The 19,490-nt window shown below is 71.4% G+C and carries 19 protein-coding genes and 1 pseudogene; 12 read left to right on the top strand and 8 right to left on the bottom strand.

The features are described from left to right. The 3 genes from IPZ69_RS36245 to IPZ69_RS36235 form a co-directional block, all read left to right on the top strand. A partial coding sequence (locus tag IPZ69_RS36245; protein ID WP_235458947.1) for an alpha/beta fold hydrolase occupies nt 1-851 on the top strand: 851 nt, incomplete at its 5' end. Continuing rightward, nucleotides 848-1,732 carry an SDR family oxidoreductase gene (locus IPZ69_RS36240; protein WP_235458946.1) on the top strand — a complete coding sequence of 295 codons (885 nt, stop codon included), beginning with the start codon at nt 848-850 and terminating at the stop codon, nt 1,730-1,732. The genes IPZ69_RS36245 and IPZ69_RS36240, both read left to right, overlap by 4 nt. A gap of 117 nt (nt 1,733-1,849) precedes the next feature. Next, nucleotides 1,850-2,050: a hypothetical protein gene (locus tag IPZ69_RS36235; protein ID WP_235458945.1), complete on the top strand. Its 201-nt coding sequence runs from the start codon at nt 1,850-1,852 to the stop codon at nt 2,048-2,050. A gap of 87 nt (nt 2,051-2,137) precedes the next feature. On the opposite strand, the gene IPZ69_RS36230 is transcribed toward IPZ69_RS36235, so the two are convergent. Further along, nucleotides 2,138-5,371 (bottom strand): S41 family peptidase, encoded by a 3,234-nt coding sequence (locus IPZ69_RS36230; RefSeq protein WP_235458944.1) that lies wholly within the window; start codon nt 5,369-5,371, stop codon nt 2,138-2,140. A 178-nt stretch (nt 5,372-5,549) separates the two neighbouring features. On the opposite strand from IPZ69_RS36230, the gene IPZ69_RS36225 reads away from it, so the two are divergent. From IPZ69_RS36225 to IPZ69_RS36215, 3 genes are all read left to right on the top strand, one after another. Continuing rightward, nucleotides 5,550-6,152, top strand: coding sequence for a TetR/AcrR family transcriptional regulator (locus tag IPZ69_RS36225; protein WP_235458943.1), 603 nt, complete (start codon nt 5,550-5,552; stop codon nt 6,150-6,152). 129 nt (nt 6,153-6,281) lie between these two features. Then, entirely contained in the window at nt 6,282-8,510 is a 2,229-nt protein-coding gene (locus IPZ69_RS36220; RefSeq protein ID WP_235458942.1) for an MMPL family transporter, read from the top strand. A gap of 123 nt (nt 8,511-8,633) precedes the next feature. After that, nucleotides 8,634-9,311: an EamA family transporter gene (locus IPZ69_RS36215; protein WP_235458941.1), complete on the top strand. Its 678-nt coding sequence runs from the start codon at nt 8,634-8,636 to the stop codon at nt 9,309-9,311. A 108-nt stretch (nt 9,312-9,419) separates the two neighbouring features. On the opposite strand, the gene IPZ69_RS36210 is transcribed toward IPZ69_RS36215, so the two are convergent. Then, a complete protein-coding gene (locus IPZ69_RS36210; protein WP_235458940.1) occupies nt 9,420-9,992 on the bottom strand; it encodes a TetR/AcrR family transcriptional regulator in 573 nt (190 codons plus the stop codon). Between the two features lie 668 nt (nt 9,993-10,660). Between IPZ69_RS36210 and IPZ69_RS36205 the strand changes: the two genes are divergently transcribed. The 5 genes and pseudogenes from IPZ69_RS36205 (at nt 10,661) to IPZ69_RS36185 (ending at nt 13,924) form a co-directional block, all read left to right on the top strand. Continuing rightward, nucleotides 10,661-10,801 carry a hypothetical protein gene (locus IPZ69_RS36205; RefSeq protein WP_235458939.1) on the top strand — a complete coding sequence of 47 codons (141 nt, stop codon included), beginning with the start codon at nt 10,661-10,663 and terminating at the stop codon, nt 10,799-10,801. A gap of 124 nt (nt 10,802-10,925) precedes the next feature. After that, nucleotides 10,926-12,194 carry an FAD-dependent monooxygenase gene (locus IPZ69_RS36200; RefSeq protein WP_235458938.1) on the top strand — a complete coding sequence of 423 codons (1,269 nt, stop codon included), beginning with the start codon at nt 10,926-10,928 and terminating at the stop codon, nt 12,192-12,194. A 262-nt stretch (nt 12,195-12,456) separates the two neighbouring features. After that, nucleotides 12,457-12,585 (top strand): annotated as a pseudogene (locus IPZ69_RS36195) (EamA family transporter); the annotation flags it as partial. Between the two features lie 86 nt (nt 12,586-12,671). After that, nucleotides 12,672-13,562 (top strand): NAD(P)-dependent oxidoreductase, encoded by an 891-nt coding sequence (locus IPZ69_RS36190; protein WP_235458937.1) that lies wholly within the window; start codon nt 12,672-12,674, stop codon nt 13,560-13,562. Between the two features lie 86 nt (nt 13,563-13,648). Further along, nucleotides 13,649-13,924: a DUF1876 domain-containing protein gene (locus IPZ69_RS36185; RefSeq protein ID WP_235458936.1), complete on the top strand. Its 276-nt coding sequence runs from the start codon at nt 13,649-13,651 to the stop codon at nt 13,922-13,924. Nucleotides 13,925-13,953: 29 nt separating this feature from the next. Here the strand turns inward: IPZ69_RS36185 and IPZ69_RS36180 are convergent, their stop codons facing one another. From IPZ69_RS36180 to IPZ69_RS36155, 6 genes are all read right to left on the bottom strand, one after another. Next, nucleotides 13,954-15,123: a serine hydrolase domain-containing protein gene (locus IPZ69_RS36180; protein ID WP_235458935.1), complete on the bottom strand. Its 1,170-nt coding sequence runs from the start codon at nt 15,121-15,123 to the stop codon at nt 13,954-13,956. Nucleotides 15,124-15,197: 74 nt separating this feature from the next. Beyond that, complete coding sequence (locus tag IPZ69_RS36175; RefSeq protein ID WP_308407578.1) at nt 15,198-15,689, bottom strand: organic hydroperoxide resistance protein; 492 nt, start codon at nt 15,687-15,689, stop codon at nt 15,198-15,200. 138 nt (nt 15,690-15,827) lie between these two features. Further along, nucleotides 15,828-16,319 carry a MarR family winged helix-turn-helix transcriptional regulator gene (locus tag IPZ69_RS36170; protein ID WP_374295038.1) on the bottom strand — a complete coding sequence of 164 codons (492 nt, stop codon included), beginning with the start codon at nt 16,317-16,319 and terminating at the stop codon, nt 15,828-15,830. A 10-nt stretch (nt 16,320-16,329) separates the two neighbouring features. Beyond that, nucleotides 16,330-17,127: an energy-coupling factor ABC transporter ATP-binding protein gene (locus IPZ69_RS36165; RefSeq protein ID WP_235458934.1), complete on the bottom strand. Its 798-nt coding sequence runs from the start codon at nt 17,125-17,127 to the stop codon at nt 16,330-16,332. Next, nucleotides 17,115-17,876, bottom strand: coding sequence for a cobalt ECF transporter T component CbiQ (gene cbiQ, locus IPZ69_RS36160; RefSeq protein ID WP_235458933.1), 762 nt, complete (start codon nt 17,874-17,876; stop codon nt 17,115-17,117). The genes IPZ69_RS36165 and cbiQ overlap by 13 nt, the downstream gene beginning before the upstream one ends. A gap of 1 nt (nt 17,877) precedes the next feature. Then, nucleotides 17,878-18,927: an energy-coupling factor ABC transporter permease gene (locus IPZ69_RS36155; RefSeq protein WP_235458932.1), complete on the bottom strand. Its 1,050-nt coding sequence runs from the start codon at nt 18,925-18,927 to the stop codon at nt 17,878-17,880. A gap of 175 nt (nt 18,928-19,102) precedes the next feature. Here IPZ69_RS36155 and IPZ69_RS36150 point away from each other — a divergent pair, with 175 nt between their 5' ends. Next, a complete protein-coding gene (locus IPZ69_RS36150; RefSeq protein WP_235458931.1) occupies nt 19,103-19,465 on the top strand; it encodes an SsgA family sporulation/cell division regulator in 363 nt (120 codons plus the stop codon). Nucleotides 19,466-19,490: the final 25 nt, after the last annotated feature.

Here is a 19,490-nt window from a genome sequence, read left to right as displayed (position 1 = left end):
CGGTCTCCGCCGACGGCGCGCGCCTGCACGTCGAGGTGCACGGCCCGAAGGACGCGCCCCCCGTCGTCCTCGCCCACGGCTGGACCTGCTCGACCGCCTTCTGGGCGGCGCAGATCCGGGACCTGGCCGCGGACCACCGGGTCATCGCGTACGACCAGAGGGGCCACGGGCGCAGCCCGGCGAGCCCCGCCTGTACCACCGAGGCGCTCGCGGACGACCTGGAGGCGGTGCTCGCCCACACGCTCGCGCCCGGCGAGAAGGCCGTCGTCGTGGGGCACTCCATGGGCGGGATGACGGTGATGGCCGCCTCCGCGCGCCCCCGGTTCCGGGAACACGCGGTGGCCGTCCTGCTGTGCAGCACGGGCAGTTCGCGGCTCGTCGCGGAGTCCCGCGTGGTGCCGCTGCGCGCCGGCCGCCTGCGCACCTGGCTCACCGCGCGCGTTCTCGGGTCGCCCGCCCCGCTCGGTCCGGTCACGCCTATCGCCAAGCGGATCCTCAAGTACGCCACGATGGGCGCCGGTTCCGCCCCGCACATGGTCGAGGCCTGCGCGCGGATCGTGCACGCCTGCCCGCGCACCGTGCGGCACGCCTGGTCGAAGGTGCTGGAGCGGCTCGACCTCGACCAGAACGTACGGGAGTTGACGGTGCCGACGGCGGTCCTCGTCGGCACCGCCGACCGGCTCACGCCACCGGTGCACGCGCGGGCGCTCGTCGCCGCGCTTCCGGCGTGCGTCGGCATGACCGAGCTTCCCGGGCTCGGCCACATGACACCGGTGGAGGCACCCGAGTTGGTCACCGGGAAGATCCGGGAACTCGTCACCACGTACGCACACATCAAGGAGGGCGCATGAGCAGGGTCGGCCTCGAAGGACAGGTAGTGGTCGTCACCGGAGCCGCGCGCGGTGTCGGTGAGCTGCTCGCCCGCAAACTCTCCGCGCGCGGCGCCAAGCTGGCGCTGGTCGGTCTGGAGGCGGACGCGCTCAAGGAGGTCTCCGGGCGGCTCCATAGTGAGAGCGACCACTGGTACGCCGACGTCACCGACCACGAGGCGATGACCCGGGTGGCGCACGAGGTCAAGGAGCGCTTCGGCAAGGTCGACATCGTCGTCGCCAACGCCGGTGTGGCGAACGGCGGTCCGTTCGTCGACTCCGATCCGCAGGCCTGGCGGCGGGTGATCGAGGTCAACCTGATCGGCTCGGCGGTGACCGCCCGCGCCTTCCTGCCGGTGCTCACCGAGAGCCGCGGCTATCTGCTGCAGGTCGCCTCGCTCGCCGCGATCACCCCGGCGCCGATGATGACGGCGTACTGCGCGTCCAAGTCGGGCGTGGAGGCGTACGCGCACTGCCTGCGCGCCGAGGTCGCCCACGAGGGCGTGCGCGTCGGCGTCGCGTATCTGTCGTGGACCGACACGGACATGGTGCGCGGAGCCGACCAGGACGACGTCATGCGGGAGCTGCGGCAGCGGCTGCCCTGGCCGGCCAACAAGACCTATCCGCTGGGCCCGGCGGTGGACCGGATCGTCGCCGGGATCGAGCGCCGCTCCAGCCATGTGTACGGGCAGCGGTGGCTGCGCGGCATGCAGGGGGTGCGCGGGTATCTGCCGGGGCTCATCGGGACGGTGGGCGGGCGCGAGATGCGGCGGTTCGCGCCGCGGCTGCGCGGCATGCGCACGGGGCTGGTCGGTGCGGGCGGAGAGGCCGACGAACAGGCGCGTGCTACGCACCGTGACTGATCGACATGCGGAGCGTGTCCGGCCGTGTGAATCTGGTCGAGGCCCCACAGGGCCCCGTCGCGGGGCCGATCCCGGGGCCGTTTCCCCCACCCACCACGGGAGTGAACCCTCATGGGTATGAAGGACCAGCACCAGGACCAGGGCAAGCAGAAGGCGGGCCAGGCCCGCGAGAAGGCCGGCCAGCGCGCCCAGCAGCAGCCCCAGCGGGGTCAGCAGCAGCCGCAGCGTGGCCAGCAGCCGCGTGACCGTGCCCACCAGCCGAGCGAGGACACGGACATGGAGATGCGCGACCGCCTCGACCAGGACTATGACGCCTGACGCAGTGCGGTAGGCCGTCGGCCGGAAAGGGTGCCCCTGACGAGGGGCACCCTTTTCCCTGTCCGTCCGTGTCTTTCCCGGTCCTCGCTACGCCCGCGGCGGCAGCTTCGGCCGGGAGCGGTCCGGTACGTCGCTCAGGTCGGGCGGGGTCGCCGCCGGATTCGTGGTCAGCAGGTCCAGGGCCAGCTGCACCGCGTCGTCCATCTCGACATGGCGGCCCTCCGCCCAGTCCAGCGGGGTGCGCAGGATGTCCAGGTCGGGGGCGACACCGTGGTTCTCCACGGACCAGCCGTACGCGTCGAACCAGGCCGCGTTCATCGGCACCGTGATCACCGTGCCGTCGCCCAGCCGGTGCCGCCCGGTCATCCCGACCACGCCGCCCCAGGTGCGCTGGCCGACGACCGGACCGAGCTTGAGCAGCTTGAAGGCCGCCGTGATCATGTCGCCGTCGGAGGAGGTGGCCTCGTCCGCGAGGGCGACGATCGGGCCGCGGGGCGCGTTCGAGGTGTACGACACCGGCTGGGCGTTGCGCGTCAGGTCCCAGCCGAGGATGACCCGCGTCAGCTTCTCGATGACCAGCTCGCTGATGTGCCCGCCCGCGTTGCCGCGCACGTCCACGATCAGCGCGGGCCGGGACACCTCCATGCGCACGTCGCGGTTGAACTGGGCCCAGCCCGAGCCGCCCATGTCGGGGATGTGCAGATAGCCGCACCGGCCGCCGCTCAACTCCCGGACCACCGCGCGGCGTTTGGCCACCCAGTCCTGGTAGCGCAGCGGCCGCTCGTCGATCAGCGGGAGCACCGCGACCCGCCGCGCCCGCCCGGCCTCCCCCTCCGCCGGTACGAACGTCAGCTCCACGGTCGTACCGCCGGAGCCGGCGAGCAGCGGATACGGTCCCGTCACCGGATCCACCGGCCGGCCGTCCACGTGGGTGAGCACCGCGCCCTCGCGGATGCCGGTACCGGCCAGCGGGGAGCGGGCCTTGGAGTCGGAGGAGTCGCCGGGCAGGATCCGCCGGACGACCCAGCCGCCGTCCCGGCACACGAGGTTGGCGCCGAGCAGGCCCTGGTAGCGCTGGTAGCTGGGCGGGCCCTCGTTGCGGCGGGCGGCGGTGACATAGGCGTGGGAGGTGCCCAGCTCGCCGAGCACCTCGCGCAGCAGGTCGGCGAACTCGTCGGGGGAGGCGACCCGTTCGACCAGTGGCCGGTACTGGTCGAGGACCGCGTCCCAGTCGATGCCGCACATCCCGGGATCCCAGAAGTAGGCCCGGATGAGGCGGCCGGCCTCGTCGTAGGCCTGGCGCCATTCGGCGGGCGGGTCCACCCAGTGCAGGATCCGGCGCAGGTCGATCCAGGTGGTCGTGTCGCTGTCGCCGGACTCGGTGGAGGGCACGGCCCGCAGGTCGCCCTCGTCCATGACCACCAGCCGGGTCCCGTCGCCGCTGACCCTGAACCAGTCCAGGTGGGCCACGAGTTCGGACTTCTTCGCCTTGGTGAGGTTGAAGTACTCCAGGGTGGGGCGCTCACTGGGGTCGCTGGGGTTCGCGAACGTCTCGCCCAGCGCCCCCGAGATCGGCCAGCGCAGCCAGACCAGGCCGCCGCCGTTGACCGGGTGCAGCCCCGAGTACTTGGAGGCCGAGACCGGGAACGGGGTGACCCTGTTCTCCAGTCCCTCGGTCTCCACGGTCACCGCGCTGCTGTCGCCGGTGTCCTCGTCCTCCAGGGGATCCAGGCCCCCGGCGGCCGGCCGGCCCTCCGGGTTCAGGGCGAACGGGGAGGGGGTGGCCGAGGACAGCGGGACGAGGTAGGGGCGGCAGCCGAGCGGGAAGGACAGGTCGCCGGTGTGCACGTCGTACACCGGGTCGAAGCCGCGCCAGGACAGGAACGCCAGATAGCGGCCGTCCCGGGTGAACACCGGGTTCTCGTCCTCGAAGCGGCCGTTGGTGACGTCGACGATCAGCCGGTCCTTGATCCGGGCCAGCTTGATCTGCCGCAGCGTGCGGCCGATCCCCGGGTGCGACCAGGTCAGCCAGGAGCCGTCCGGCGCGAAGGCCAGGTCCCGCACGGGCCCGTTGAGGGAATGGATCAGCTCGGTGACCTCGCCGCCCGAGTCCTCGGTCGCGTCGAGCAGCAGCAGCCGGCCGTCGTGCGCGGCGATGGCGAGGCGCTCGCCCAGCGGGTCCGACACCAGTTCCAGGACCCGGCCGAGCTCGCCGGAGGCCAGCCGGCGCGGCGGGCGGTCACCGGTGGCCCGGGGCAGGCAGGCGATCTCGATCGCGTCCTCGCCCTCGGCGTCGGTGACGTAGGCGACCTGCCCGGTCGAGCCGAGCATCTCCGGCAGCCGGACGCGGACGCCGGGCGTGTCCGTGAGGGTGCGGGCGGGGCCGTCGCGGTGGGTGAGCCAGTACAGGCTGCCGCGCACGACGACGGCGCTGGCGCGTCCGGTCTCGTCGACCGAGAGGCCGCCCACGTGCTGGGCGGCCGGCACCTGGTAGCGGCGGCGCCCCGCGCGCGGGCCGGACAGGCGCACGTCGAGCTTGTGCGGCACCGCGTCCGGCGCCAGGTCGTCCACGAGCCACAGGTCGCCCGCGCACTGGTACACGATCCGGGTGCCGTCGCCGGCGGCGTGCCGGGCGTAGAAGGCGTCGTGGTCGGTGTGGCGGCGCAGGTCGGTGCCGTCGTACGCGCAGGAGTAGAGGTTGCCGACGCCCTCGTGGTCGGAGAGGAAGGCGATCCGGCCGCCGACGAACATGGGGGAGTCCAGGTGGCCGCCGATGCCCTCCAGCAGCCGCTGCCCGTGCAGCCACAACCGGCCCATGGCGCCGCCGCGGTAGCGCTTCCAGGAGGCGGGTTCGTGCGGCGGGGTGCCGGTCAGGAGCAGGGTCCGGTGCCCCTCGTCGAGGTCGGCGACCTGGATGTCGGAGACCGGTCCCCAGGGGAGCTTGCGGCCGGGGTCGCCGTCGGTGGCGACCTTGTAGGCCCAGGTGAAGTACGAGAAGGGCTGGCCGTGGGAGGCGACGGCGAGGATCTCGCCGTCCGGGGTCCAGCCGCAGACCCGGGTGTCGGCGCTTCCCCAGTACGTCAGCCGCTGCCCGGGCCCGCCGTCCACGCCGACCAGGTGGATCTCGGGCGCGAGGCTGCGCCAGCTCGTGTACGCGATGTGGCTGCCGTCGGGGGAGAAGCGGGGGTGGCCGGTCTTGGCGCGGTCCACGGTGAGCCGCGAGGCGCGGCCCGGGGCGTCGAGGGGGGCCAGCCAGAGATCGTCCTCCGCCACGAAGCACAGCTGTTCGCCGCTGAGATGCGGCATGCGCAGATAGCTCACCTACCCATGCTTTTCCCGGGGATGGAGTGGAGCAACTCGTGACAGGTCCGGGCGCCTCGGTACGGCGTGACTCAGGACACGTACGAAACTGTTTCGTTTCGCAGGGGGCTGCGCTACATTCGTGTCGTACGAAACGGTGTCGTTCGATGCAGAACGTCGAAGCGGGAAGGTGGGAGAGATGACCGAGGTCGCGACAGCGCGCCGCAGTCGTATCACGCCGGAGCGCGAGGCCGAGTTGTACGAGGCCGTGCTCGACCTGCTCCGCGAGGTCGGCTACGACGCCCTGACCATGGACGCCGTGGCCGCCCGCACGCGGTCCAGCAAGGCCACGCTCTACCGCCAGTGGGGCGGCAAGGCCGAACTGGTGGCGAAGGCGGTGCGGCACAGCAAGCCGGGCGGCTCCGCCGACGAGGTCGACACCGGGTCGCTCAAGGGCGATCTGCACGCCCTCACCCTGCGGTCGGACGACTGCGAGATGGAACAGAACTCCGCGCTGATGCGGGGTCTGGCCATGGCGATCCACGGAAACCCGGACCTCCTGAAGGCGTTCCGGGAGCACCTGATCGAGCCGGAGATGGCGGAGTTCCGGACCGTGCTGCAACGGGCGATCGACCGGGGCGAGATCCATGCGGACAACCCCGCGATCGACTACGTGATGCACATGATGATCGGCGGGTTCGCCGCCCGCACCCTGATCGACGAGCAGCCGCCGACACAGGCGTTCCTGCTGTCGTACATCGACGCCGTTGTGCTCCCCGCCCTCGGCGCCCCCACTCACTGACACTTCCCCGCAGCCCCACCAGCCCCACCTGACGTCACCGCTCACGTCGTCGGGCCGGTCACCCCTGCCACCCACGGGGTTGATCACCCCTGCCCTGAACACCCCACGACTGATCGGGAGTACGCCCTCGTGGCCACGTTCCTCTACAAACTGGGCCGACTCGCCTTCCGGCGACGGCACTTCGTCGCCCTCATATGGGTGGCGCTGCTGACGCTGGCCGGCGTCGGCGCGGCGAGTGCGCCCGCGGCCGGCAACAGTTCCTTCTCCGTTCCCGGCACGGAGTCCCAGAAGGCCTTCGATCTGCTGGAACAGCGCTTCCCCGGCACGACCGCCGACGGCGCCACCGCACGTGTCGTCTTCAAGGCGCCGAGCGGCGAGAAGATGACGGCCGCCGCCAACAAGAAGATCGTGAAGAAGACGGTCGCGGAGCTGAAGGACGGCTCCGAGGTCGCCAAGGTCGACGACCCCTACAAGACCAGGGCCGTCAGCAAGGACGGCACGGTCGCCTACGCCTCGGTGCGGTACAAGGTCTCCGGCATGGAGCTGGAGGACTCCACGCGGGACGCCCTCAAGGAGGCCGCGCAGCACGCGCGGGGCGCCGGGCTGACCGTCGAGGTCGGCGGTGACGCGCTGACCGCCGCGCCCGAGACCGGCGCCACCGAGGTCATCGGCATCGCCATCGCCGCGGTCGTCCTCGTCATCACCTTCGGCTCGCTGCTCGCGGCCGGACTGCCGCTGGTCACCGCCCTCATCGGCGTCGGCATCGGCGTCTCCACCATCGCCGCGCTCGCCAGCGCGCTGGACCTGGGCACCACCACCTCCACCCTGGCCTCGATGATCGGCCTCGCCGTCGGCATCGACTACGCGCTGTTCATCGTCTCCCGCTACCGCGCCGAACTGGCCGAGGGCCGCGAGCGCGAGGAAGCGGCCGGGCGGGCCGCCGGCACGGCGGGCTCAGCGGTCGTCTTCGCGGGCCTGACCGTGGTGATCGCCCTGGTCGGCCTGTCCGTGGTCAACATCCCGATGCTGACCAAGATGGGCGTGGCCGCCGCGGGCACGGTCGCCATCGCGGTCCTCATCGCGCTCACCCTCATCCCGGCGCTGCTCGGCTACGCGGGCCGCAAGGTGCGCCCGGCGGGCGAGAAGAGCAAGCTGCTGGGCGGCGGCCGCAAGGCCAAGCACCCCCACAAGGCCGGCCGTCCGAACATGGGCACCCGCTGGGCGAGCTTCGTCGTGCGCCGCCCGGTCGCCGTCCTGCTGCTGGGCGTCGTCGGCCTCGGTGCCGCGGCCGTCCCCGCCGCCTCGCTCGAACTGGGACTGCCCGACGACGGCTCCCAGCCGACGTCGACCACGCAGCGCCGCGCCTACGACCTGCTCTCCGACGGCTTCGGCCCCGGGTTCAACGGCCCCCTCATGGTCGTGGTCGACGCCAAGGGCAGCGACCACCCCAAGACCGCCTTCAAGGAGGTCGGCAAGGAGATCAAGGGCCTCAAGGACGTCGTCACGGTGACCCCGGCCGCGCCCAACGAGGCCGGCGACACCGCGACGATCACCGTGATCCCGAAGTCCAAGCCGTCCTCGACGACCACCGAGGACCTGGTGCACGCGATCCGCGACAAGGGCGCGGACATCAAGGCCGACACGGACGCGCAGGTCCTGGTCACCGGCACGACGGCGATGAACATCGACACGTCGCAGAAGCTGAACGACGCGCTCGTCCCGTACCTGGCGCTGGTCGTCGGCCTGGCCTTCCTCCTCCTGATCCTGGTCTTCCGCTCGATCCTGGTCCCCCTGAAGGCGGCCCTCGGCTTCCTGCTCAGCGTGATGGCGGCCCTCGGCGCCGTGGTCGCGGTCTTCCAATGGGGCTGGCTGTCCGGCCTCATGGGCGTCGATGAGACCGGACCGATCATGTCGATGATGCCGATCTTCATGGTCGGCGTGGTCTTCGGTCTCGCCATGGACTACGAGGTGTTCCTCGTGACCCGGATGCGGGAGGCGTACGTCCACGGGGAGAAGCCGAGCCAGGCCGTGGTGACCGGCTTCAAGCACGGCGCCCGGGTGGTGACCGCCGCCGCGGTGATCATGATCGCGGTCTTCTCCGGCTTCATCGGCTCCAGCGAGTCGATGATCAAGATGATCGGCTTCGGCCTGGCGGTCGCGGTGTTCTTCGACGCCTTCATCGTCCGGATGGCGATCGTCCCGGCGGTGCTCGCGCTGCTCGGCAAGAAGGCCTGGTGGCTGCCGAAGTGGCTGGACCGCGCCCTGCCCAACGTCGATGTGGAGGGCGAGGGCCTGCGTACGCGGGACGAGGACCGGCCCCGGGACGGGGACGTGGACCGGGAGCTGGTGCGCGCCTGACGCGCCGCTTTTGCCGAAGGACCGGCCGGTGAGGGATCCGTGGGGACGGGGCGCCCTCACCGGCCACTTTCCCGTGGTAAACCCGTTCGCCCGCCTCGTATCCGTACCGCTAGCGTGCCGGGCATGACGACGACAGCCGCCACTGACGCCGATGACGAGGGCTCCGGAGCCCACCCCCGGTTCGCCGCCGCGCTGGAAGAACTGGGCCTCGGCGAACTCCACTCCCGGATCCGGCGCTTCCCGGACGCGACCCGTACCGCGGCCGAGGCCGCGGCGGCCGTCGGCTGCGAGCTGAGCCAGATCTGCAAGTCCCTGATCTTCACCGTGTTCGCGGCCGTCTTCGCCCACGAGGTGCCCGACCGCTGGGGGGCCGCCGGGGTCGCGCTGACCTGTGCCGGCATCACCGGTGTCGCGCTGTGGGGGCTGCGCGGGCGCCGGCCCGACTGGGCCGCGATCGGGGCCGCCCTGGCGACGGGGCTGTCCATCGCCGCGTACACCGTCGTCGACGGACTCGGCGTCCGCGCCTCGGGCTCCCCCGTCGGGTACACCGCCTGGCTGATGGTGATCCAGGGCGTGGCGATCCCGGCGTACGCCGTCGGCCGCTGGCGCGGCGAGACCGCCGCCCGCCTGCGGCCGTTCGCCCTGCTCGGACTGTTCGGCGCCGTCCTGTCGGTCTGCGCGTACGGGCTCGTGCTGTGGGCGCAGACCCGGGCCGAGCCGGCGCCGATCGCGGCCCTGCGGGAGTCGTCGGTCAACCCCCGTTCAAGCAGTAATAACTTCGCAGGTCAGGGCGCTGGATGAGGGCATCCCGTTGACTGCGGCGTCGCCCCTCCCCGTGCGTGCTCGGTTCGGCCTACGGCGCCATCGACAGGGAGCGTCCCAGCAGGAGGCGACTTCTGCGCGGCCTACTCACGCGCCTGGTGATTCTTCCCGGTCTGCGGGGGCGGGTCCCTTCGAGACCGGGAGGTGGCCGTGCAACAGGAGGCTGACAAGCTGGCCCACCACCGCCTCGCCCGGCGGTATGCGGTTCACCGCGGCCAGGTACACGACGGTTCCGGAGTAGATGTCGACCATCAGTGAGGTATCGGTGTCCGGCGGCAACCGGCCTTCGAGGCGGGCCCGCTCCAACAGCTTCACGACCGACGCGCGGCGGGGTTCGATGAGCTCGGCGAAGGCTCCGGTGCCGGTGGGATCCTCGATCACGTCGGCGAGCAGCGCCGGGAGGATCAGGCAAGTGGGCATGGCGGAGACGAGCTCGATGGTGAGACGGACGGCCGTGCGGAGGTCGGCTTCGAGGTCGCCGGTCTCGTGGATGGCAGGCAGGGGGACTTCCCCGCTGAGGGCCTCGATCACGAGTGCGGCCTTGTTCGGCCACCACCGATAGATGGTGGCCTTGCTGACTCCGGCCCGCCGGGCGATGCCTTCGAAGGTTAGCCGCTGGTATCCGACCTCGCTGAGGAGGTCTTTCGTGGCTCGGAGCACGGCTTCGTGAGATTCCCGGCGTCGCCGACGCGAGTCAGGCGCGATGTGGTCGGGCTGGGCGGCGTACTCAGGAGCCAAAGCGCTCTGGCGGCCGTCTTGCCGCCTGGGAGTGTCCACGGCATGTCTCCCTTGTGAGCCATTGGCACCCCGTTGATTTTGCCCTGAAAGTGGCCCTAATATTGACGAAACGGTGCGTTTCGTACTGTATGCTCCGTCTTGTACTCAATAGTAGGATCCGCAAGCCTGCTTGGAAAATGCTGGGACGTGGTTCAGCAGGTCCGGCGGGTGGATCACCACGCGTCAGACCCGCGCGCAGGATCTGGCGCCTATGGGCGTTCCCCTGAGCGCCCGAGAACCCTGTTGCGACCCCCGGAAGGGGGACATCATGCGCGCAACTACGGGCAGGATGCGGCGGATAGCCGCTGTGATCTGCACAGCACCCATCTTTGCCATCGCGGCCGGAGCCGGCGCTGCCAGCGCGGCCGCTTTCCCCTCGTCGTCCCATGTTGCTTCGGCTCCCTCCCACGACAGCAAGGGCCTGGGAGATCGCTGCTTCTACGGCTGGGGCTGGGGCTGGGGCTGGGGAGACCGCTGCTTCTACGGTGGCGGCTGGGGCTGGGGAGACCGCGGCCACTCCGGTGACGGCTGGGGTTGGGGAGACCGCGGCGGTGGCGGGTACGGCGGTGGTGACCATGGCGGTGGCGGGTACGGCGGTGGTGACCATGGCGGTGGCGGGAACGGCGGTGGTGACCGCGGCGGTGGCGGGAACGGCGGTGGTGGGCACGGCTACTGACGCTCCAGCGCAGTGAGCTCGCGATCAACGTTCGGCGGTTTCGTGAGTGCCGAATCCGGATGCCCGGACACCTCGGGCATCCGGACCCGTCTGAAGCGACAGGCCTCCCATCCGACTGATAGTCGGGGCGGTGGGCAGCGGTGAGGATCGTGTGCGTCGGTGCGGGGCCTGCGGGGCTGTACTTCGCGATCTCGGCCAAGTTGCGCGATGCCGGGCACGAGATCACCGTGTACGACCGTGACCCGCCCGCGGCCACCTACGGCTGGGGCGTCGTGTACTGGGACGACCTGTTGGACGTCCTCTATCGCAACGATCCGGAAAGCGCGCGGGAGGTCACCGCCAGGTCCGTGCTGTGGCAGGACCAGGAGGTGCGTGTGCACGGCTCGGGCGGCGGGCAGACGGCGCACTTCGGGGGTTACGGATACAGCATCAGCCGATCTGCATTGCTCGACGTCCTGGCCCGGCGTGCCTCGCAGCTCGGCGTCGACGTCCAGTATGGCCACCACGTTGCAGATCACTCGACGCTTCCCGAAGCGGACCTTCTCGTTGCCGCCGACGGTGCGAACAGCGGGATCCGGGGGCAGAGCGCAGCGTTCGGAACTCGCATCGAAGTCGGTCTCAATCCCTACGTCTGGCTCGGCACGGACCAGGCGTTCCGCGGCTTCGTGTTCAACTTCGAGCAGACGTCCGCCGGATGGATCTGGTTTCACGCCTACCCCTCGGTCGCGGGAATCAGCACCTGCATCGTCGAATGCTCACCGCAGACCTGGCACAGTCTGGGACTGGACGTGCTCGGCCGCGACCAGGGAGTGCGACTGCTGGAGGACACCTTCAAGCGCGCACTCGACGGCCACCGCTTGATCAGTCGATCACGGGGCGCGCCGGCGCACTGGCAGCGCTTCGCGCACGTGACCAACGAGACCTGGTACCACGGCACGACGGTGCTCGTCGGCGACGCTGCCCACACCACCCACTTCACGCTGGGGTCGGGCACCAGACTGGCGATCATCGACGCGATCGTCCTCGCACACAGCCTGCAGAAATACCTTGACGTGGAGGACGCCTTGCGGGAGTACGACCGCCATCGCCGCGTGGAACTCCATCCGGTGCAGGCGGCCTCGCGTACGAGCATGGCGTGGTTCGAGCACTTGGACCAGTACATCGACCGCGACGCTGTGGCGTTCGCGCACGCCATGTCGGTACGCCACGGCGGCCAGAGCCCCTGGCACCACCAGCTCCACATTGCCACCCAGATCGCTGCCGTACGCACGGCACGGCGCGCCTTTGCCACTGGCCGACGTTGGTACCTCGCCCGCCGACGAGGCGATGGGAAAGACGCCCAGTCACGTCAAACTGGCCGACTACCGTGCCCGCCCGGACTTGATCAGCCGGGAAACCGTGACGGGTAGAGAGCGGGGGCACGGGCCTTCGACGCCGCCTTGCAGATCTCCTGCCGACGCGGTCCTGCGCGACGACGTGGCCATGATGGTGAGTCAATCCTTGCTCATGCGGTAATAACTTCGCTGTTCAGGGGGCTATATGAGGATTTCGTACACCCGTTCGTATCTCGCGCCATGAATCCTCGGTACAGCCTGCGGCAACATCGAGACGGAGATCCTTCCCGCAGGGGGCGCGGCTTCTTCGCGGTCGAGTGCTACCGACGCTTGGCCGCGCAAGTCGTCGATCCTGGTCGGCGCGGCGATCGGCGCCCTGTTCTTCAAGGAGCGGTTCGGTGCGCCGCGGATCGCCGCCGCGGGGCTCCTGGTGGCGGGGATCGGGCTGATGCTGCACGCCGGTTAGCGGTACGGGACGGCGGGCTGGGGGAACATGGCCTGGGCGGCCCGCCGAAGCGCCGTACCGACCGCACGGATCAGGAAGTTGACGTCATGACAGACAAGCTCACCGTGAGCGTCCTGGGCACCGGGATCATGGGGGCCGCGATGGCCCGCAACCTCATGAAGGCCGGGCACACCGTCCGCGCCTGGAACCGCAGCCGCGCCAAGGCCGAGCCGCTGGCCGCCGACGGCGCCCTTGTCGCGGGCAGCCCCGCCGAGGCGGTCCAGGGCGCCGACGTCGTCCTGACCATGCTGTACGACGGCCCGGTCACCCTTCAGGTCATGCGCGAGGCCGCTCCCGCGCTGCGCCCCGGCGTCGCCTGGATGCAGTCGACGACGGCGGGCATCGAGGCGGTCGCCGAACTGGCCGCCTTCGCCGACGAGCACGGGCTCGTCTTCTACGACGCCCCGGTGCTCGGCACCCGGCAGCCCGCGGAGGCCGGGCAGCTGACCGTGCTGGCCGCGGGCCCCGAGGAGGGCCGGGCGGCGGTCGTGCCGGTGTTCGAGGCGGTCGGCGCCCACACCGTGTGGAGCGGCGACGACGGGGCCGCGGCCGGTGCCACCCGGCTGAAGCTGGTCGCCAACAGTTGGGTCCTCGCGGCCACCGCGGCCACCGGCGAGGTCCTCGCCCTCGCCCGGGCGCTCGGCGTCGATCCGCAGGACTTCTTCGACCTCATCGCGGGCGGGCCGCTCGACATGGGCTATCTGCGGGCCAAGGCGGGGCTCGTCCTGGACGGTCGGCTGACCCCGGCCCAGTTCGCGGTGGGCACCGCCGAGAAGGACGCGCGGCTGATCGTCCGGGCCGGCGAGACCCACGGGGTCCGCCTCGACGTCGCCGCCGCGTCCGCCGAGCGGTTCGCCCGGGCCGCCGCGCAGGGGCACGCCGACGAGGACATGGCCGCCGCGTACTTCGCGAGCTTCGACGAGGAACCCGCCTCCTGAAATCGCCGCGGGCGACCGTGGCCGCCGACGTGACGCCGGAGGCGCTGAGGCGCACCCTGGAAGCAGTAATTCCGGAGGTGGTCCAGATGACGCACACCACTGTGGGCTGGCATGTCGAGCTGGAGTTCCAGGAGGACGACGAGCACACGCGTGCGGTCGCGTTGGTGCGGCTGCCCGACAGCTCGGAGGTACGGGCGCACGGGCATGCAACCCGGCATCACACCGACTCCAATCAGCCACGGGTCGGCGAGGAGATCGCCGGAGCGCGGGCGCTCAACGAACTGGCGATGCAACTGCTGACCAAGGCACACGGGGAGATAGACGCGGAGTCCGGGCGGATCTCGCACCCGATCCACGTGTGAGCGGGTTCGGCCGGAGCCGGTGACGCGGTTCAGCGCGCGCCCGCGTCCAGGGCCGTACGGACCGCGCGCACCAGCGCCTGCGCCCGCGGGTCCGCGGTCACGCTCTTGCGGAAGCCGTTGGTCACATAGCCGAAGGCGATGCCCGACTCGGGATCGGCGAAGCCGAGCGGGCCGCCCCGGCCGGGATGCCCGAAGGAGGCGGGGGACAGGAGCGGGGAAGCCGCTCCGTGCAGCATGTAGCCGAGGCCGAACCGCGTGCCCACGACCAGCACGCGGTCCGGGCCCGCCGACCGCTCGCCCCGGGCCAGTTCCACCGTCTCGGGGCTGAACAGCCGTGTGCCGCCGTCGCCTTCGCCGATCAGCGCGGCGTAGAACCGGGCCAGCCCGTCGGCCGTGGCGATGCCGTTGGAGGCGGGTAGCACGGCGGCGCGGTAGGCGGGGTCGTTCTCGTCGGGCAGCGGGGTGATCGCGGCGAAGGCGCGGCGGGTCAGCGACTCGGGGTCGGCGTAGGCGTCCGAGACCGCCCGCTTGGGCCGGGTCTTCAGCCCGCCGCCCGCCGGGGCCTCGATCGGGCCCACCCGGCCGACGCGCCCGGCCTCCGCCTCGGGCAGCCCGAGCCACAGGTCCGCCCCGGCCGGACCGGCGATCTCGCTCGCGATCCACTCGCCGATCGGCCGGCCGGTGACCCGGCGCACCAGCTCACCCGTCAGCCAGCTGTACGTCTGCGCGTGGTAGCCGTGATCCGTGCCCGGCTCCCAGGCGGGCGCCTGCGTCGCGACGGCCCGCGCGCCGAGGTCGGGGTCGGCGGCCTGCTCGGGAGTGAGGGGCTGGTCCAGGACGGGGACGCCGGCCCGGTGCGCGAGCAGGTGCCACACCCGCGTGCGCTCCTTGCCCGCCGTCTTGTACTCCGGCCAGTAGGCACCGACCGGCGCGTCCAGGTCCAGCTCTCCGCGCTGGTGCAGCAGCAGCGGTACGGCGGCGGCGACGCCCTTGGTCGCGGAGCGCACGATCTGAGCGGTGCCCCGCTGCCAGGGACCGGTGCCGTCGACGGCTTCGGTGCCGCCCCACAGGTCGACGACCCGGCGGCCCTCCCGGTAGACGGTGACCGCCGCGCCCCGCTCGCCGAGCAGCTGGAAGTTGCGCACGAACGCGTCCCGGACCGGCTCGAAGCCCTCGGCCACTGTGCCGTTCACGTCCACGCCCGCGGCTCCCTTCGACTTGCCTTCGGCAGTGGGTGGAACAACCACCCTGAGCCTGGGATTCCTCTGCGCCGCTAGCCGAGCAGGATCGTTACGTCGATGTTGCCTCGGGTGGCGTTGGAGTACGGGCACACCTCGTGGGCCGCGTCCACCAGCTTGCCCGCGACCTCCTCGTCGAGGACCGGGAGGGAGACGCTGAGGGCGACCGCGAGGCCGTAGCCGCGCGTCTTGTTGGGGCCGATGCCGACCTTCGCGGCGACCGTGGAGCCGGTCAGGTCGTAGCCGGCGCGGTTGCCGACCAGGATCAGCGCGTTGTGGAAGCAGGAGCTGTAGCCGGCGGCGAACAGCTGCTCCGGGTTGGTGCCGTTGCCGTCGCCGCCCAGCTCCGGCGGCATCGCCACCTTCAGGTCGATCTGCCCGTCCTGACTGGTCACATAGCCGTCCCGGCCGCCGTGCGCGGTCGCCTCGGCGACGTACATGATCTTCGTGGGACGGGTGTCGATCGCGGCGGTGTCGGTGTCGCTGTCGGTGTCGGCGGCGGTGTCGACGGCGCGGCCTTCGAGCATGGCGGGACCTCCCTCGGGGGGTTACGCGACGGCAGGCAATACAAGTGCGTGCAAGTACATCGTGCACAAGGTACCGACCGGTAAGGATGCGGTCCACGTCAGGGGGTGAGACCGGGGGTAACCGGGTGCCCGTGGCGTTCAGCGTGTGCGGTCGGCCGCGGCCTCCGCCCGCTGCGCGAGCTGCCGCAACTCCTCGCGCAACCGCGCGACCTCCGCCCCGCCGAGCCCCGTCGCCGTGAGCAGCGCGCCGGGCACCCGTGCCGCCCGCTCCCTCAGCTCCTCCGCGCGCCCGGTGTACGTGATGAGCACCGAGCGCTCGTCGTGCTCGGCGCGCTCCCGGCGTACATAACCCGCGGCCTCCAGCCGCTTGAGCAGCGGTGACACCGTGCCGTAGTCCAGCCGCAGGGCCGCCGCCAGCTCCTTCACCGTGGTCTCGCCGCGCTCCCAGAGCACGAGCAGCACCAGGTACTGCGGGTAGGTGAGGCCGAGGTCGTCGAGGAGCGGGCGGTACGCGGCGGTCACGGCGCGCTGGGCGGCGTACAGCGCGAAGCACAGCTGGTCGTCGAGGCGCGGGGAGCCGGCCGCCGGGGTGTCCGCGCCTGCGTCGTCCCCGTGGCCCTCGTTCGTCACGCGCCCATTGTCAGGGACGGCCGGTCCTGGCGGACACGGACCGCGGGTCGAAGCCGAAGGGCAGCTCCAGTCGGTGGGCGCTCATCAGGGCGTCGTCGGACAGCAGTTCGTCCGTCGGACCGTCCGCGGCGATCACGCCGTCGCTCAGGATCAGCGAGCGCGGGCACAGCTCCAGGGCGTACGGCAGGTCGTGCGTGACCATCAGGACCGTGACGTCCAACGAGCGCAGGATGTCGGCCAGTTCACGGCGGGAGGCCGGGTCGAGGTTGGAGGAGGGCTCGTCCAGGACGAGGATCTCCGGCTCCATCGCCAGCACGGTCGCGACGGCGACCCGGCGGCGCTGGCCGAAGGACAGATGGTGCGGCGGTCGCTCGGCGAAGTCCTGCATACCGACCCGCTCCAGGGCCGTACGCACCCGCTCCTGAAGCGCGGCCCCCTTCAGCCCGGCGGCCGCCGGGCCGAACGCCACGTCCTCGCGCACGGTCGGCATGAACAGCTGGTCGTCCGGGTCCTGGAAGACGATGCCGACCTTCTGCCGGATCTCGGCCATGTGCTTCCTGCCGACCGGCAGCCCGGCCACGGTCACCGTCCCGGCACCGCCGCTCAGGATGCCGTTGAGGTGCAGCACGAGCGTCGTCTTGCCGGCGCCGTTCGGGCCGAGCAGCGCGACGCGCTCCCCGCGCGCGAGGGAGAAGTCCACGCCGAACAGGGCCTGATGGCCGTCGGGGTAGGCGAAGGCGAGGCCGGAGACCGCCAGCGAGGCGGGCACGGCGGACACATCGGTCACGGCAGCAGTCACAGGGCCCATCCCAGCAGACAGACGACAAGGGCGGCGAAGGGGAGGGCGAGGGCGTACGACCACTGCGCCCGGGACGCGGTCACCTCGTCGATGACCGGCATCGAACCGGCGTACCCCCGGCTCACCATGGCCAGGTGCACGCGCTCCCCGCGCTCGTAGGAGCGGATGAACAGCGCGCCGGCGGACTTGGCGAGCACGCCCCAGTGGCGCACGCCCCTCGCCTCGAAGCCGCGCGACTCGCGCGCGATGCGCATCCGACGCATCTCGTCGGTGATGACGTCTCCGTAGCGGATCATGAAGGACGCGATCTGCACCAGCAGCGGCGGGAGCTTGAGCCGCTGCAGACCGAGGAGGAGTTCGCGCAGTTCGGTGGTGGCGGCCAGCAGGACGGAGGCGGCGACGCCCAGGGTGCCCTTGGCGAGCACGTTCCAGGCGCCCCACAGGCCGTTGACGCTCAGCGACAGGCCGAGGACGTCGACCCGCTCGCCCTCCGCCACGAACGGCATGAGCACCGCGAACGCGACGAACGGCACCTCGATCAGCAGCCGCTTGAGCAGGAACCCCGCGGGTACGCGCGCGAGGTACGCCACGTACGCGAGCAGCACGGCGTACAGCCCGAAGGCCCACACCGCCTCGCGCGGGGTCAACACCACGACCACCACGAACGCGAAGACGGCGGCCAGCTTGGTGTGCGGCGGCAGGGCGTGCACGGGGGAGTGCCCGTGCCGGTAGAGCCTGTGCGCGTGTCCCGCACCCATGTCAGACGCCCGTGCTCACGGGCGAGACGTCCTGCGTACGGCGCCTGCGCACCGCCCAGAACACCGCGCTGCCCGCGACGACCGTGACACCGACGCCGACCACGCCCGCGAGACCGCCGGAGAGGCGGGCGTCGGAGACGTCCTTCACGCCGTAGCCGGCCAGCGGGGAGTCGGAGGACGCGTGCTTCTCCACCTTCCGGTCGATGCCCTTGTCGTGCGCGACCTTCTCCAGGCCGTCGGGGTTCGCGGAGGCGTAGAAGCTGACGAACCCGGCGAGCACGAGGGAGGCGACCAGGCCGGTGATCCACAGCTTGCGGTGCGAGCCGGCGGCGCCCGCGGCGGGGACCGGCCGGGCCGTGGGCGCGTCGACGAGCTCGCCGTTCACCCTGAGCTTCAGCCGCTGCTGGAGCCCGCGGGCGCCGTGCACGAGGTCCGGCCGTACGGCGATGACGGCGCCGACCGTGAGCGCGGTGATCGCGGCCTCGCCGAGGCCGATGAGGACATGGACGCCGATCATCGCGGTGGCGACCTTGCCGATGGACACGTCGGTGGTGCCGCCGACCGCGTAGATGAGGGTGAAGGCGACGGCGGCGGCCGGGACGGAGAGCAGCGCGGCCGCGAACGAGGCCGCGGTCACCGTGCGCCGTCCGCGCGGGAGCACCTTCACCAGGAGACGGAAGACGGCGTAGGAGACGACCGTCGTCACGATCGCCATGTCGGTGATGTTCACACCGAGCGCGGTCAGGCCGCCGTCGGCGAAGAGGATGCCCTGCATGAGCAGGACGACGGAGACGCAGAGGACGCCCGTGTAGGGGCCGACGAGTATCGCGGCGAGGGCGCCGCCGAGAAGATGGCCGCTTGTTCCGGCCGCGACGGGGAAGTTGAGCATCTGTACGGCGAAGATGAACGCCGCCACCAATCCGGCCAGCGGGGCGGTGCGCTCGTCGAGCTCGCGTCGCGCGCCGCGCAGGCTCACGGCGAGGGCGCCGGCGGCGACCGCTCCGGTGACCGCGGAGGTGGGGGCGTCGATGAATCCGTCAGGTACGTGCACCGTCCGATTCTAGTGGCTTGTTGCGAACGTTTTGCAAGAACGAGTAAGTCGTCGGATTCGGCTCGCTCACCCGTGAGGTGCACCCACCCGATGAGCGCATTTCGGGATATATGCGACATTGGAGTGGAGGCGGATACAGCTTTCGCAGAGGTCACGCAGTGTAAGGGGCCGTCCGATGTCCGTAGTCGAACAGTATGCGCGAGCCCACATAGTCACTGACGAGGACATTCGCGAGGAACCGGACGCCGTGCCGGTCGTCCTGCGGTACGACCCGGAGGGCGATCCGCGGTCGGTGCGGGTCGACCTGCCCGGGCCGCACGATCAGCCGCACGAGTGGACGTTCTCGCGAGCGCTGCTGGAACAGGGGCTGAGAGCGCCGGCCGAGAGCGGCGACGTACGGGTGTGGCCGCTCGGCCGCGTCCAGGCCGTCGTGGAGCTCCACTCGTCGCACGGCGTCTCCGTCGTGCAGTTCGAGTCGAAGGCGCTCCTCAGGTTCCTGCGCCGGACGTACATGGCCGCGGAGCCCGTGGCCCGCTGAGGTACTGGCTCGGCCGCCCGTCGGG

Origin of the sequence: Streptomyces olivochromogenes, assembly GCF_021538895.1 — a bacterium.
Lineage (GTDB): Bacteria > Actinomycetota > Actinomycetes > Streptomycetales > Streptomycetaceae > Streptomyces > Streptomyces olivochromogenes_A.
Note: the sequence above shows the minus strand (reverse complement) of the source record. Positions and strands in the feature narration are given on the sequence as shown.